Source organism: Hanamia caeni (genome assembly GCF_003721595.1).
Lineage (GTDB): Bacteria > Bacteroidota > Bacteroidia > Chitinophagales > Chitinophagaceae > Ginsengibacter > Ginsengibacter caeni.
In genome coordinates, this window is the sequence record NZ_RJJR01000022.1 from 14839 (window position 1) to 29157 (window position 14319).

Below are 14319 nucleotides of genomic sequence, written 5' to 3' on the forward strand. Positions count from 1 at the left end.
TAAAGAACGGTAACTGCAAACTCTATCCCAAAGCATTCAATTCCGAAACACATAATTCTCTGATGTGAAATTTTTTCACATTTTTTCTGTTCTTTTTCAGACCAAAATAAAATAGTGGTTTGGGTAGCCATCAAGCCTTGCGTTTTCTTTGCGCATTCACGATGCTAATTTCTATTTTTTTCACGAAACAATTTCGAAATATTTCTTTTATTTACGAAACCGGTTTCGGAAATTATTGTTTAGTGTAATATTACGCAGAAAAATAAAAAAGGATTTTTTGTAGCTTTACTATCAAAATTTGATTTGCGTGCTGAAATGTGCGCTATAATAAGTCCAGCCCAACATTCTTCTTTTTGTAAATGCTAAGACTAACTTTCTTCTTCAGCGAAAGGCACGTGGTATATTTCTTTGTTCACGAAACCGCTTTGAGAAACCAACAAGATTCAGTAAATTGAATAAAATAAAAATTGCTATTATTTATTGATTTGCTATGTTTATCGGCTAAAATATTTCTTAGAGTTATCAGAAAGTTATTCGTTGCGTTCAACACAATCTATCCAAATGAACAAAATAAATATGAGGCAGCTTGCAAAGGAATTGAAAGTTTCTGTTGCAACCGTTTCAAAAGCGCTGAATGACAGTCATGAAATAAGTGAACAAACGAAAAAAAAAGTGCTGGAAGGTGCGTCGCGCCTCAATTATACCATCAATCCCTACGCAAGCAGCTTAAGGAATAAGAAAAGTAAAACTATTGCGGCAATTCTTCCTGAAGTAGCTGATCATTTTTTTTCATTAGCCATCAACGGAATCCAGGCCATAGCAGAACAAAATGGCTATCACGTTCTCATCTATCTTTCCCATGAAAAATTTTCAAATGAAATGGCCATCATTGAGGATTGCAAAAGTGGCAGGGTAGATGGCGTGCTTATTTCCGTAACAAGCGAAACTTCCAATGCCGATCATCTTTTGAAACTTCAGCAGAAAAATATTCCTATCGTATTTTTCGACCGCGAGTTTGAAGGTTTTCCCGGCTCAAAGGTGGTTACAAATGATTTTGACAGTGGAAACCGGGCGGCAAAGCACTTATTCAAAAATGGCTGTACAAAAATTGCTTTTCTTTCAATCTCCTCATGCCTGAGTATTTGCAGAAAAAGAGCGGAAGGATTTAAAGCCGCTGCCACAGGATTAAAGATGCGCACTCATTCAGACATTGTGGTAATGGAGGCAGAAAACAACCAGGAACTGCAAAACAAAATAAGAAAATTGCTTCGCAGTAAAAACAGGCCTGATGGCATTATTGCTTCCGTTGAACGCATCGCTATGGCCGTATATTTAGTTTGCAAAGAAATGGGAATTTCAATACCAGGCCAGTTAAAAGTGGTGGCTTTTTCCGCAATCGAAACAGCATCCATATTGAATCCATCGCTCACCACCATTACGCAACCTGCATTTGAAATAGGAAGCGCTGCTGCTGAATTGCTTTTTAAACAAATGAAAAAAAGGTCAGCGGATGTTGATGAAGAGACTATAATATTACCTTCTATACTTATCGAAAGAGACTCTTCATCGCACCATGCCTGATGGTTTGCAATAAATAAGTTCAGAAAGATATTTTCAAAAAGCCTAATAGTTTTTGAATAAATAATATATTGCGGCCTTTTCAGACTTTCCTTATTCAATTTGATATGAGACTTCACCTTGCAGATTACCTGATAATTATCGTGTATTTTCTTTTCGTAATTGGCGTTGGATTTATTATCAAGAAAAAAATAAAAACCAGCAATGATTTTTTAACGAGCGGCAGAAATATCCCATTGTGGATTACCAGCCTTGCTTTCATTTCGGCCAATCTTGGCGCACAGGAAGTTTTGGGCATGGTAGCTTCAGGAGCTAAGTATGGAATAATGACGGTTCATTTTTACTGGGTGGGCGCCATCTTTGCGATGGTATTCCTTGGTGTTTTTATGATGCCATTTTATTACGGAAGCCGCGCGCGCAGTGTGCCGGAATTTTTAAAGCTCCGCTTTGACGAAAAAACAAGGGGATTAAATGCAATTTCCTTTGCGGTGATGACCATATTTTCTTCAGGCATTTCTTTATATGCTTTGGCAAAATTGCTTGAGGTGATTTTGCATTGGGATTTCGATGTATCTATCTGGCTGGCCGCCGGCATTGTAATGATTTATACTTTTCTGGGTGGCCTTACCAGTGCGGTTTATAATGAAGTGCTCCAGTTTTTTTTAATCGTTCTTGGATTATCGCCGCTCGTAGTAGTGGCGTTGCATGATGCCGGCGGCTGGGCCAATATAAAAGAGGTGTTGCAGCCTGAATTAACCCATGCCTGGAAATATATGGGTAGCGCAGATACCAATCCTATGGGAATTAATTTTATGTCGCTGATTTTCGGATTGGGCTTTGTAATGTCGTTCGGATATTGGTGTACGGATTTCTTAGTGGTGCAAAGAGCCATGATGGCTAAAAATATGAATTCTGCCCAGCGCACGCCGATCATTGCCGCCATTCCAAAAATGTTTATGCCGCTGATTGTAGTATTGCCGGGAGTGATTGCAATTGCATTGCTGCAGCCCGCATTGGCTTCCAAAGGTTTTAGTATGCCCTCCGATGGAAAAGGAGGAATTGATTATACGATGGCATTGCCTTCGCTGATTTCGCACTATTACCCTACAGGAGTTCTGGGAGTTGGCATCACGGCGCTGATAGCGTCTTTCATGAGTGGAATGGCGGGGAACGTTACCGCCTTCAATTCAGTATTTACTTTCGATATTTACCAGTCGTATTTTGTAAAGCATAAATCAGACAGGCATTACCTGGTTGTAGGAAAAATAGTAACTGTTGCAGGAATACTTTTATCAATCGTAACCGCTTACATCGCCAAGAGCTTTAACAACATCAATGATTTTCTTCAACTGGTATTTAGTTTCGTAAATGGGCCGCTCTTCGCTACTTTTCTTTTGGGGATGTTTTGGAAAAGAACAACCTCCAATGGCGCTTTTTTTGGATTGCTTGCAGGAACAATTGCAGCGGCAGTTACGCATGGGCTTACACTTGCAGAAGGAAAAGGTGGATGGATTTACCCGCTTTATGAAATTCAAAGCGGCATGGGCCAGGCTTTTATCGTAGCCTCGTTTTCGTGGATTGTAAATTTTGTAACCACCATCGTGGTTAGCTTATTTACCAAACCTAAACCGGACAGTGAATTGGTCGGGCTGGTATATTCTTTAACCGAAAAACCCTCGTATCACCAGGATAAATGGTATCTTAGAGTAGTGCCGCTCGGATTAATATTACTCGCAGTTACAATTATTCTTAATATCATTTTCTTTTAAATCCAAAAATGTATGTACAAAAAATTAAATAATCTTGGATTTGTAATAGGAACTTTCTTTATCATCATTTCATTGATACTTCTTATTGGTGGCTTATTATCTGATGCTTTGGATAATACTTTGGATTATTATACGGGATTCTCTTTCCTCGTTTTTGGTTTTCTGATGGCATTTTTCAACAGGAAAAATGATGTGCCTTTACGGGATTAAAATTTTTGTTTGAATTAGAATCGGTTCTGAAAACAAAATAATATTTATCTCTTCAATTGTTTCTTCTCCGAAGTAAAAAGGGTGAGGTCCCATTCACGATAAAAATGCAATTCCATTTTTCCGGAAGCCGTGATAGTGATCGGTAAAAAAACATATTGTGAATGAGTGCCGCCGAATCCGTTCCACCTGTCGCCCATATACAAATAAGCATTTTTATATCCGGGAATTTTAAAAATATAGCATGGCTGCGAGTTGAATGAATTATCTCCCGCATCTCCAATAAACGGCGGCCCCTGAAGTTGATAAGGACCGGTTATAGATGAGGAAGTGTAATAATGTCCGGGGTTCGGTGTCCATCCTGTGCAGCCGCTGGTAAGCAAATAATACTTCCCGTCTTTTTTTAAAATTCCCGGCCCCTCACAATGCGCTTCAATGTCTACATCGTTCTCGCTCACATCAAGATAATCGCTTGTGAGCTCTACCATCCTGATAGTGCGGTTCACATGGTCAGCGGCAAAACCGATATAGGCTTTGTCTGTTTCCGGGTCGAGATAAAGGCCTATGTCCCGTGATTCATGCCCGTGAGGCCTGAAATGTTTTTGAAGAATAAATGGCCCTGTGGGTTTATTGCTGACTGCAACACCCAGTTCCGCTATTGAATAACGGTTGCCATCGTAATGAAACCACATCACGTACCTCTTGTTTACTTTATCGTAAATCACTTTAGGCCTTTCCAGAATCTCGATATTTCCTCTTTCCATCGCGATGCCTTCATTTTTCCAGTTGTACAAGTCAGTTGAAGAATAACAGGCCACGCCACGCGGTGTTCCATAATGCTCACCATACCAAAAAAACGTTTTCAAAGAATCGACATAAATAATATTTCCGCCATGGCAGTCAATCGGCTTTCCGTCATCTGCAATCCAATCCTGGCCTGGCCTGAATGAATTATAACGCCCGCTTTGCTGTGCCACTGAATGCAAACTAAACGTAAGCATAGTGCATACCAGCATCGCCACGATCCGTATTTGGTTATTTAGAAAATATTTTCTATTCATACCGATTCAAAATTTTTAAAAGACAAGGTCTATTCTTCTTTATGAATATAAATGCCATCAGCCTGCAACAGAGGCGTGACGGTAAGATCATTAATGCACACATTGGGCGGAAGAGATGCGCAATAAAAAACAGTATTGGCAATATCTTCTCCTGTCAATGGAACAAATCCTTCATATACGCTGGCTGCCTTTGCCTCATCGCCCTTGAATCTGACCACTGAAAATTCAGTTTCAACCGCTCCCGGCTTTACATTAGTAACCTTGATGTGATGTCGCAACAAGTCAATACGCATCGTGTGGCTAATGGCTTCCACCGCGCTTTTGGTGGCGCAATACACATTGCCTTTCTCATACATTTCATTACCTGCTACGGAACCTATATTAATAATGTGGCCTCTTTTTCTTTTAATCATAAATGGAAGAACAGCGCGACTTACATAAAGCACACCGAGAATATTTGTGTGCACCATCGTTTCCCAATCTGCAATTTCTGCCTCATCAAAATAATCTTTTCCCAGCGCCAAACCTGCATTGTTGACAAGCACATCTATTTCCTTCCATTCCTCTGCCAATGAATTTATACTTTCAAAAACTTCTTTCCTGTTTTGTACGTCAAACGGCGCGCACCATACTTCTGAACCATACTTCATCTCTAATTCTTCTTTCAACATTTCGAGCCTTTCTTTTCTTCTTCCACTAATAATTAATTTATCTCCATTGGCTGCAAAACGCTCTGCACAGGCCTTTCCGATACCTGAAGTAGCTCCTGTAACAAAAATAATACGCTTCATGATGTGTGGGGTTTTATAATCTATTTAAAATTTCATTTTATTAAATTCGTATAGCCATTACCGTTAGCTAACCCGCAAAATAAAAATCCTGTCTAAAAGCCTGCCTGCTGTTAACCAGGTTCATTTAGCGCGCGATGGCTTTTCAATTTTGCAAAAACTAATTTAACCTTGCAGGAGAGTCACAAAAATAAGTAACTACCTAATTGACATAATTTTATTTATTTTCGGAAAAATTCAAATTTAAAAAATAGAATCCCAAAATCATTTTTAATCTTCCTAACGCCCCGTTATGTCTCCATCCGTGTTGCTGTCATTTATCATTGGTTATTTTTTGATACTGATACTTATTTCCTATCTCACTTCCAGAAAATCGAGTGACAACGCCACTTTTTTTATCGCAAACCGTTCTTCAAAATGGTACCTCGTGGCTTTCGGGATGATAGGAACCGCGCTGAGTGGCGTCACTTTTATTTCAGTGCCCGGCGAAGTAGGCAACCTGGCGGGTTCACAATTCAGGTATTTTCAATTTGTGCTGGGCAATGCGGTGGGATATTTTCTGGTCGCATTTATTTTGTTGCCGTTGTATTACCGGATGCATCTTATTTCTATTTATGAAGTGATAGAAAGAACGCTCGGCAAGGTGAGCCATAAAACAGCGGCGGCCATTTTTTTAATATCAAGAGTGATTGGTTCGGCGTTCAGGTTGTATTTGGTAGCCATAGTATTGCAACGTTTTATTTTTGATGAAATGGGTGTTCCGTTTTGGCTCACTATTGTTATTTGTTTATTGCTGATCTGGGGTTATACTTTCAGGGGTGGGCTAAAAACAATCATCATTACTGACACGCTGCAAACCGTTTTTCTTGTTGCGTCGGTATTTTTATCCATTTATTTTATTTGCAGCAGCCTCGACATGAACATCGGCCAGGCTTTTACCGCTATCAAAGACAGCCATTATTCAAAGATGTTTTTCACTGATGATTTTGTGGCTAATAAATTTCATTTCAGCAAGCAGTTCATCGGTGGAGTCTTCGTAACGATTGGGATGTTTGGCCTCGACCAGGATTTGATGCAAAAAAATCTAAGTTGCAAAAACATTAAAGATGCACAAAAAAATATGATGAGCTTCACTTTCATTTTTGTCATCATTAATTTATTCTTTTTAAGTGTCGGCGCGTTGTTGTATATATATGCTAATCGTGAAGGCATCGCAATTCCGGTTGATGCGGCTACCGGCTTGCCAAGAACCGATTACCTCTTTCCGGAAATTGCATTGAATCATTTTAAAGGCGTTCCCGCCATCGTGTTTATGCTAGGTTTAACGGCTGCCACCTTTGCTACCACTGACTCAGGGCTCACAGCTTTGACCACTTCTTTCTGTATTGATTTCTTAAATTTTGATAAAAGAAAAAATATTCCTGAGAAAGAAATGGTGCGAAAAAGAACCTATGTGCACGTAGCATTTTCTATTATCATTCTATTGGTAGTGCTTTTGTTCAATGCGGTAAATGATGCATCTGTAGTCACGGCTATTTTTAAAGTAGCCACTTTCACTTATGGTCCGTTGATTGGATTATTTGCTTTTTCATTATTTGCCAAAAAAAGAAAAGTATTAGATTATGCCACGCCATATATTGTAATCATTGCGCCGATACTATGTTTCTTTATTGATAAATATTCCAAAGTGTTGTTGAATGGTTACGTATTTGCGGAAGAATTGATAATTGTAAACGGGCTTCTTACCTTTATAGGATTATGGATTTTTTCTAAAAGAAAAACTACAGACGAATTAAATTTATCTTATGCCTGACGCTTTAAGTGATAACAAAGTAACTGATTACGCTGCTTCTTTTTCAGAACCCACAGATGATTTGCTGAAAGAAATAGAAGACTTCACACTAAATCATCATCCGCATTCCAATATGCTCAGCGGACCACTGCAGGGAAAATTATTGGAAATGCTGAGCAAAATTATAAAGCCAAAATACATTCTTGAAGTGGGAACTTTTGTGGGATACAGCGCTTTGTGCCTTGCAAAAGGATTACAACCCGGCGGAGAGCTGCACACCCTGGAATTAAGAGACGAAGATGCAGACATCGCTCAAAATTATTTTAGGAAATCTTTACATAACGATCAGATAATTTTACACCGTGGAAATGCGTTGGAAATTATTCCTACACTGGATGTTGCCTGGGATTTGGTGTTTATTGACGCTGACAAGGTAAACTATACCAATTATTACGAATTAGTGGTGCCACATTTAAAAAAAGGCGCAGTAATTCTTGCAGACAATGTTTTATTTCATGGAGAAGTGCTCAATGAAAAAATTAAAGGAAAAAATGCGATAGCAATAAATGCTTTTAATGAACATGTGGCAAAAGATGACAGGGTGCAGCAGGTTCTCATCACGCTGAGGGACGGCCTCATGATGATAATTAAAAAATAGAATTAAAAAGTTCAATATTTGTTTATTTACTGATGAAAATAACGCTCGTCATTATTATTTTTTCATTGGGATTTGTTTACAAAACCACGGCTCAAAATATGAGCGCACAAGAGTATGTGCAGAAATATAAAGACCTGGCGATTGAAGAAATGAAAAGATCCGGTGTGCCTGCCGCCATTACGCTTGCGCAGGGATTACTCGAAACTGAAAATGGCAACAGCGAACTTTTACTAAAATCCAATAATCATTTCGGCATCAAATGCAAAAGCAATTGGACGGCAGAAACCGTTAGCCATGATGACGATGCCCCAGGGGAATGTTTCCGAAAATATAGTTGCGCAGAAGATTCCTACCGCGACCATTCTGATTTCCTTAAAAACAGCAGCCGCTATGCATTTTTATTTGACATTGACCCTACTGATTATAAAGATTGGGCTTATGGATTAAGAAAGGCGGGATATGCCACCAACCCGCGATACCCCGATATTTTAATCAAAAACATTGAAACCTACAATCTTGAACAATATACTTTGGAAGGGCTTGATGGCATTCCTCGTTTTGAGAACACGCCTTATACAGTCCAAACAAAAAATATAATGCCGCCCGACATTGAAAAAACGGATGCAATGCCCGGCCAACCAATTAGCGTTAAAATCAATGGATGTAAGGCGCTGCTTGCTTCTAAAGGCACTTCGCTGCTTGCTATTGCCACCGAACACAACATCAACCTCGAAAAACTTTTATCTGTTAATGATTTAAGTAATGATGGCCTTTTACAGAAAGATCAGTACGTTTTCCTGGAAAAAAAGCAAAAGGAAGGAAGACAGGATTTTTGCATTGCGCAGCAAAATGAAACTTTGTATGATATTTCACAGAAGTATGGAGTGATGCTTCAATATTTGTATAGTTACAATACCATTTCTACCGGTGATTATCTGGTAGAAGGAACGAAAATATATTTGAGGCCGCCGGCATTAAATCAATTAGCAGCCGCGAACGTGCCGCCAAAAGTAACCCAGGTGAAAAATGAAGAGCAGCTATCTTCACCGGCAAAAAAAATTACCTACACCGTGCAACCAAAGGAAAGCCTGTATGGCATTTCAAAAAAATATGGCGTTACAGTTGATGATATAAAAAAATGGAATAACCTCACCAGCGATAATCTTCAAATCGGACAACAGCTCATCATCTCAAAATAATTTATGCCGAATTTAAAATTTCATGACAAGGAATTTATACCGTATATCAGCGCTTCAGAAATTGAAAAAGAAATATCACGTGTTGCTTCAGAAATAAATAATGATTATCAAGCCAAAAAACCTTTATTCATCGCTATCCTGAATGGAGCATTCATTTTTGCCGCCGATCTTTTTAAAAAAATAAATGTGGAGGCAGAAATTTGTTTTATAAAGCTCGCCTCTTATAAAGGCGTAAAATCTACAGGCAAAGTAATCACAGCAATTGGGCTTGATGCAGAAATTTACAATCGCGACGTAATTATTCTTGAAGATATTGTGGATACAGGTAAAACTTTATCGCAATTTCTTCCTACGCTGGAACATCAGCATCCGGCCTCATTAAAAATTGCTGCGTTGCTTCACAAACCTTCAGCAACAGTGCACGAGATTAAAATTGATTACCTGGGATTCACCATTCCTGACAAATTCGTTTTGGGATTTGGCCTGGATTACGACGGCCTGGGAAGAAATATAAAGGAAATTTATCAATTGGTTTAATTTGCAGGCCAAAATTTGATTCCTTTAATTAGGAAAAGGGTTTATCTTTCTGATTTCAAGACTTCATGAAAAAGCTGTTTACCATATTTGCTGCGCTGCTTGTCGTACATCAAACGGTTGCCCAATATTATATAAGGGGCGAGGTGCGTGATGAACAAGGCAATCCGTTGCAAAATGTAAAAATTTTTATGCCGGAAACTTCTTCTCTTTATTCAAGTGGCGTTTCGGGTGGTTTTGGTATTCCCGTAAGACAGGCAAAAGATTCACTAATTTTTAGCCTTGATGGCTATATAACTCAGAATATGAGAATCAATGCCAGTGAATACCAGCATATCGTTCTTAAAATTATTCCGATAGGCTCGCAGTTAAATAAGAATAAGCTCGTATCCCTCACTACGGGCAGTAATGGAAATATTTTTCCTATATCGTATTATGAAAATGAAAGCTATAGCAGCCTTGCTGAAAATGATTTTGTAACTGCAACCAATAAAACGCAAACCGAATTTTCGATGCGGATTGATAAAGCTTCTTACAGCAACGTCAGGCGCTTTATTAACCAGGGCACGCAGGTTCCGATAGATGCGGTAAGGATTGATGAAATGCTTAATTATTTTAATTTTAATTACCAGGAACCACCGGGAAATAAAATTTTTAATATTGAAACGCACATTTCGGATTGCCCATGGAACAGCCAGTACCGGCTGCTCTATCTGAATCTTTCTGCTAAAAAATTGAACCTGGATCATGTTCCTCCCTCCAATCTGGTGTTTTTAATTGACGTTTCCGGAAGCATGGATCTGCCAAACAGGTTGCCATTACTGAAACAAGCATTTCAATTGCTGGTAAAAAACCTGAGGAAACAGGATACAGTATCCATCGTAACTTATGGAGGAACCGTAGGCGTATGGCTTCAGCCAACGAGCGGCGGACATAAAAAAATTATTACAAAAGCCATTGAAGCCTTAAATGCATCCGGTGACACGCCCGGCGAAGCAGCCATCAGGCTTGCTTATAAGCTGGCCGAAAATAATTTTATAAAAAATGGAAACAACCGAATCATTCTGGCAACAGATGGCGATTTTAATGTGGGGCAAAATAATGAGGCCGACCTGGAAGACCTTATTTCTAAAGAAAAACAATCCGGCGTTTATCTCACCTGCCTTGGCGTAGGCATGGGAAATTATAAAGATTCAAAAATTGAAGTGCTCTCCAAAAAAGGCAATGGCAATTTTGCCTACATAGATGATATTCGCGAAGCCGAAAAAGTTTTGGTAACAGAATTTACGCAAACAATGTATTCTGTTGCCAGCAATGTTCATATCAATGTGAAGTTCGACCCGGCTTATGTTGCCAAATATCGCCTGATCGGCTACGATAATAAGAAAAGCACCATCGCCGAAAAAAATTATGAGCTTGAAGGCGGTGAAATAGGTTCGGGTTCCGGCAACACGGTTATTTTGGAAATTTTACCAACAAAGCTTGATTCAACGCACAGTAAACCAATAAATATTGCGGATTTTCAAATTCACTTCCGCCTGCCGGACGACAGCACTGAAAACATCATCCGCTATCCCTGCCCTGATAATTATGTGGCCTTTGATTCATTGAATAAAGATTTGCAATTTGCAACCGGGGTAGCCATGTTTGGTTTAAAATTGAAAGAATCAAAATATTTTCCCACCGACGTAGACTGGAATCTTATAAAGAAAATTGCCACCGAAGGGCAGTCTCCCGAAAACTTTTTCGAAACTGAGTTTATTGAATCTGTTGAAAAGGCACAACGTATTTACACAGAAAAGAAAAAGAAAGGCTTTTGGAAAAAAGATTAAGCTCAAATTTAATTTTTGGTTTCTCATTTTTTGGTTAAAATTTTGCATGATTTCTTTCTTTAAAATAATTCTATAAAAACAATTTTATGAACGTAATTCCCTTCCTCATTAAAGAACTTGAACATGAAGCTAAGACTACGCAGAAATTTCTTAGCCTTGTGAAGCCCGAAAAATTTAATTACAAGCCTCATCAGAAAAGCATGTCCATGAAGCAGCTTTGTACGCACATTGCGGAATTACCAGCATGGATAGATATGGCAGTGAACACGGAAGGCATCGATTTTGCCACTACCGACTGGACACCCGCAGAAGTGAACTCCACAAATGATTTGCTTCAGCTTTTGGACAGTTCAACTGAAAAAGCGCTGAAAGCGCTCGCTGAAATTAAAGAAGAAGATCTTTTAAAAACATGGACCATCAAAAATGGCGATCAGCTATTGCAGGCGATGACTAAATTTGAGTCCATACGTCACGCCTACAGCCAGACTACCCACCATCGCGCGCAGCTTGGCGTTTATCTTCGCCTGCTGGATATTCCTGTTCCTGCAAGCTATGGCCCAAGCGCTGATGATCCCGGCATGTAAAGCAGCGTTTTTATAAATTGAAAAAGGCTTTAAGATGGATAACCAATCTTAAAGCCTTTTTCTGTATCAGTGATTCTTATCAGTAAATGAAGAAATAAGGCAATTATTTTTCGCAAAATTACAACTGGCTCAGAAGCTTGTTTCCAAAATTTACATAGTCATCGTTGCCGGCCTCTTTGGCCAGTTCTATTGTTTTTAAAGCAGTTGCTTTTGCACCGGCTTTATCCCCTAAATCTTTTTGAATCCTGGCTTTTTGTAAAAACATAAAAAACGCCTTTGGGCTTTGCTCAGTAGCCTTGTTTATATACTGCAATGCTTTTTTATAATCATGATCATAATCCGCATAAAAGTTGGCGGCCTGGTAATACGGAGGCGCGCTTCCCTGCAATGCGGCTTCGATTTGGGTACGAATCCTGTCTTTGATATTGGTAGTAATCGGCAAACCTACTTCCACATTGGCCCATTTGAACAGAAGAATACAACTTTCATTTTTTAAGTCAGCGAATTGCATGGTAAAGCTTTCTACCTTTTCCTTATGCTTAACCACGGGTGATTTGTAACGGATAAGATCGTCATTGGCGCTAAACCCTTCGCCGCCGGGATAAGCATTTCCTTTGCTTAATACTATCATCCACTGTCCTTCCTGCGGAATAGTATAGATAACGTAAGTTCCGGAATCAAAATCTCTTCCCCCCACATTTACCTTATCACTGAAATGAATTTTGGTAGCGGCGTTGGCGCCGGTTCTCCATGGTTTTTCCAACGGAGCCAGTTCAGAATTAGCGCCAAAAGCTTCGCGGCCTTTGAGGCCGGGACGGCTATAAACCAGGGTAATTTTCCCCAGGCCAAAATCCTGTATAATCGTTTGTGTAGGGCTGGGTGCAGGCATGTTTACCTGGGCTTGTGCCGACAGGCAAAATCCCGCCATAGCAAAGGCAATAATTATTGATTTTTTCATATTGTCGTTTTGCGCAAACATACCAATTCTGTAATGAAAAAACTCATTTATACATACCATTTATGAAAAATTAAAAAACCGGCTTTTTTGCTTATTTACTGCCTTTGCGGAGTGATTTATTTTGCATTGCGCCATCAATAAATTTCTAACATTTATCTTGCAGAAAATTTCTTCTTATGAAAAGAGTCGGAATACTTGGCGGTGGCCAGTTAGGCAGAATGTTATTACAAGCCGCAGCCAATTATCCTGTCGAGACCTCTGTCCTTGAAAAAGATGCCGACTGCCCTGCTGCTCATCTATGTACGCATTTCAACAAAGGTGATATTACCAATTTTGATGACGTTTACAATTTTGGTAAAAACCTGGATGCCATTACTATCGAAATTGAATCCGTAAATGTAGAAGCATTAAAAAAGCTGGAAACTGAGGGGATTTTGGTATATCCGCGTCCTCATGCATTGGAAATTATTAAAAATAAAATAAAGCAAAAAAATTTTTATAAAGAAAATGAAATACCAACCTCTCCTTTTATGGTTACGGCCAAAAAGGAAGAATTAAAAGGGCATTTAGACTTTTTGCCGGCTGCGCATAAAGTGGCTATGGGCGGCTACGACGGCAGAGGCGTTCAGCTTTTAAAGACCAGCCAGGATATAAACAATGGATTTGATGAGGAAGCGGTGCTGGAAAAGTTGGTGAATATTAAAAAAGAAATTTCCATCATCGTAGCGATGGACAACGAAGGCAAAACCGCCGTATATCCGCCTGTGGAAATGATTTTTAACCAAACGCTCAATTTACTTGAATACCAGCTTTGCCCGGCGCATCTGGGAGAAAAAACTTTATGGAAGGCAGAAGCAATAGCATTAGCGGTGGTGAAAAATTTGCAAAGTGCGGGTATTTTTGCAGTTGAATTATTTGTGGATATCGACGATAAAGTTTTAGTAAACGAAACCGCCCCACGGGTTCACAACAGCGGGCATCACACGATAGAAGCTGCTTTTTCTTCCCAGTTTGATATGCTTTGGAGAATAATTCTTGGCTATCCTCTTGGATTAACCAAGCCCATCATGAGTTCTGCCATGGTAAATTTAATTGGCGAAGAAAATTATAAAGGCGAGGCAGTGTATCAGAATTTAAATGAAACGTTACAAATTGAAAATGTCTTTGTTCACATTTACGGCAAAAAAGAAACAAGGCCGGGACGGAAAATGGGGCACGTTACTATCCTCAGCAATGAGCGGCAGCAACTGATACACGTAGCCGGAAAAGTGAAGCATCTTTTGAAGGTAATTTCAAAATAAAAAACGAAGGGATTTAACAAATCTAACGTCATATAAACTCAGTGAAAAATAAAGCTTA

13 protein-coding genes are annotated in these 14319 nt (G+C 39.3%); 10 read left to right on the forward strand and 3 right to left on the reverse strand.

Going from position 1 to position 14319, the window contains the following annotated elements:
* Positions 1-561 precede the first annotated feature (561 nt).
* The 3 genes from EFY79_RS19465 (at position 562) to EFY79_RS19475 (ending at position 3557) form a co-directional block, all read left to right on the forward strand.
* Positions 562-1581 carry a LacI family DNA-binding transcriptional regulator gene (locus tag EFY79_RS19465; protein ID WP_199727595.1) on the forward strand — a complete coding sequence of 340 codons (1020 nt, stop codon included), beginning with the start codon at positions 562-564 and terminating at the stop codon, positions 1579-1581.
* A 104-nt stretch (positions 1582-1685) separates the two neighbouring features.
* Positions 1686-3347: a sodium:solute symporter family protein gene (locus EFY79_RS19470; RefSeq protein ID WP_123122424.1), complete on the forward strand. Its 1662-nt coding sequence runs from the start codon at positions 1686-1688 to the stop codon at positions 3345-3347.
* Between the two features lie 12 nt (positions 3348-3359).
* Positions 3360-3557: a hypothetical protein gene (locus EFY79_RS19475; RefSeq protein ID WP_123122425.1), complete on the forward strand. Its 198-nt coding sequence runs from the start codon at positions 3360-3362 to the stop codon at positions 3555-3557.
* A 44-nt stretch (positions 3558-3601) separates the two neighbouring features.
* Here the strand turns inward: EFY79_RS19475 and EFY79_RS19480 are convergent, their stop codons facing one another.
* Together EFY79_RS19480 and EFY79_RS19485 are read right to left on the reverse strand one after the other, a co-directional pair.
* Positions 3602-4615: a family 43 glycosylhydrolase gene (locus tag EFY79_RS19480; protein ID WP_123122426.1), complete on the reverse strand. Its 1014-nt coding sequence runs from the start codon at positions 4613-4615 to the stop codon at positions 3602-3604.
* 29 nt (positions 4616-4644) lie between these two features.
* Entirely contained in the window at positions 4645-5406 is a 762-nt protein-coding gene (locus EFY79_RS19485; RefSeq protein WP_123122427.1) for an SDR family NAD(P)-dependent oxidoreductase, read from the reverse strand.
* Between the two features lie 289 nt (positions 5407-5695).
* On the opposite strand from EFY79_RS19485, the gene EFY79_RS19490 reads away from it, so the two are divergent.
* The 6 genes from EFY79_RS19490 (at position 5696) to EFY79_RS19515 (ending at position 12002) form a co-directional block, all read left to right on the forward strand.
* Complete coding sequence (locus tag EFY79_RS19490) at positions 5696-7216, forward strand: sodium:solute symporter (protein WP_123122428.1); 1521 nt, start codon at positions 5696-5698, stop codon at positions 7214-7216.
* Complete coding sequence (locus EFY79_RS19495) at positions 7209-7853, forward strand: O-methyltransferase (protein WP_123122429.1); 645 nt, start codon at positions 7209-7211, stop codon at positions 7851-7853. Before EFY79_RS19490 ends, EFY79_RS19495 begins: the two co-directional genes overlap by 8 nt.
* A gap of 32 nt (positions 7854-7885) precedes the next feature.
* Positions 7886-9052 (forward strand): glucosaminidase domain-containing protein, encoded by a 1167-nt coding sequence (locus EFY79_RS19500; RefSeq protein ID WP_123122430.1) that lies wholly within the window; start codon positions 7886-7888, stop codon positions 9050-9052.
* A 3-nt stretch (positions 9053-9055) separates the two neighbouring features.
* Positions 9056-9589 (forward strand): hypoxanthine phosphoribosyltransferase, encoded by a 534-nt coding sequence (hpt, locus tag EFY79_RS19505; protein WP_123122431.1) that lies wholly within the window; start codon positions 9056-9058, stop codon positions 9587-9589.
* 65 nt (positions 9590-9654) lie between these two features.
* Positions 9655-11418, forward strand: a complete 1764-nt coding sequence (locus EFY79_RS19510) for a vWA domain-containing protein (RefSeq protein WP_123122432.1) — start codon at positions 9655-9657, stop codon at positions 11416-11418.
* An 86-nt stretch (positions 11419-11504) separates the two neighbouring features.
* Positions 11505-12002, forward strand: a complete 498-nt coding sequence (locus tag EFY79_RS19515; protein ID WP_123122433.1) for a DinB family protein — start codon at positions 11505-11507, stop codon at positions 12000-12002.
* Between the two features lie 118 nt (positions 12003-12120).
* Here EFY79_RS19515 and EFY79_RS19520 read toward each other — a convergent pair whose 3' ends face one another.
* Positions 12121-12960, reverse strand: coding sequence for a DUF2911 domain-containing protein (locus tag EFY79_RS19520; RefSeq protein ID WP_158605260.1), 840 nt, complete (start codon positions 12958-12960; stop codon positions 12121-12123).
* Between the two features lie 176 nt (positions 12961-13136).
* On the opposite strand from EFY79_RS19520, the gene EFY79_RS19525 reads away from it, so the two are divergent.
* Positions 13137-14261 carry a 5-(carboxyamino)imidazole ribonucleotide synthase gene (locus tag EFY79_RS19525; RefSeq protein WP_123122435.1) on the forward strand — a complete coding sequence of 375 codons (1125 nt, stop codon included), beginning with the start codon at positions 13137-13139 and terminating at the stop codon, positions 14259-14261.
* Positions 14262-14319: the final 58 nt, after the last annotated feature.

Bases quoted from the DNA above. Each gene is read 5' to 3' on its own strand.
- EFY79_RS19465 (WP_199727595.1), top strand. From the start codon at position 562: ATGAACAAAATAAATATGAGGCAGCTTGCAAAGGAATTGAAAGTTTCT.
- EFY79_RS19470 (WP_123122424.1), top strand. From the start codon at position 1,686: ATGAGACTTCACCTTGCAGATTACCTGATAATTATCGTGTATTTTCTT.
- EFY79_RS19475 (WP_123122425.1), top strand. From the start codon at position 3,360: ATGTACAAAAAATTAAATAATCTTGGATTTGTAATAGGAACTTTCTTT.
- EFY79_RS19480 (WP_123122426.1), bottom strand. From the start codon at position 4,615: ATGAATAGAAAATATTTTCTAAATAACCAAATACGGATCGTGGCGATG.
- EFY79_RS19485 (WP_123122427.1), bottom strand. From the start codon at position 5,406: ATGAAGCGTATTATTTTTGTTACAGGAGCTACTTCAGGTATCGGAAAG.
- EFY79_RS19490 (WP_123122428.1), top strand. From the start codon at position 5,696: ATGTCTCCATCCGTGTTGCTGTCATTTATCATTGGTTATTTTTTGATA.
- EFY79_RS19495 (WP_123122429.1), top strand. From the start codon at position 7,209: ATGCCTGACGCTTTAAGTGATAACAAAGTAACTGATTACGCTGCTTCT.
- EFY79_RS19500 (WP_123122430.1), top strand. From the start codon at position 7,886: ATGAAAATAACGCTCGTCATTATTATTTTTTCATTGGGATTTGTTTAC.
- hpt (WP_123122431.1), top strand. From the start codon at position 9,056: ATGCCGAATTTAAAATTTCATGACAAGGAATTTATACCGTATATCAGC.
- EFY79_RS19510 (WP_123122432.1), top strand. From the start codon at position 9,655: ATGAAAAAGCTGTTTACCATATTTGCTGCGCTGCTTGTCGTACATCAA.
- EFY79_RS19515 (WP_123122433.1), top strand. From the start codon at position 11,505: ATGAACGTAATTCCCTTCCTCATTAAAGAACTTGAACATGAAGCTAAG.
- EFY79_RS19520 (WP_158605260.1), bottom strand. From the start codon at position 12,960: ATGAAAAAATCAATAATTATTGCCTTTGCTATGGCGGGATTTTGCCTG.
- EFY79_RS19525 (WP_123122435.1), top strand. From the start codon at position 13,137: ATGAAAAGAGTCGGAATACTTGGCGGTGGCCAGTTAGGCAGAATGTTA.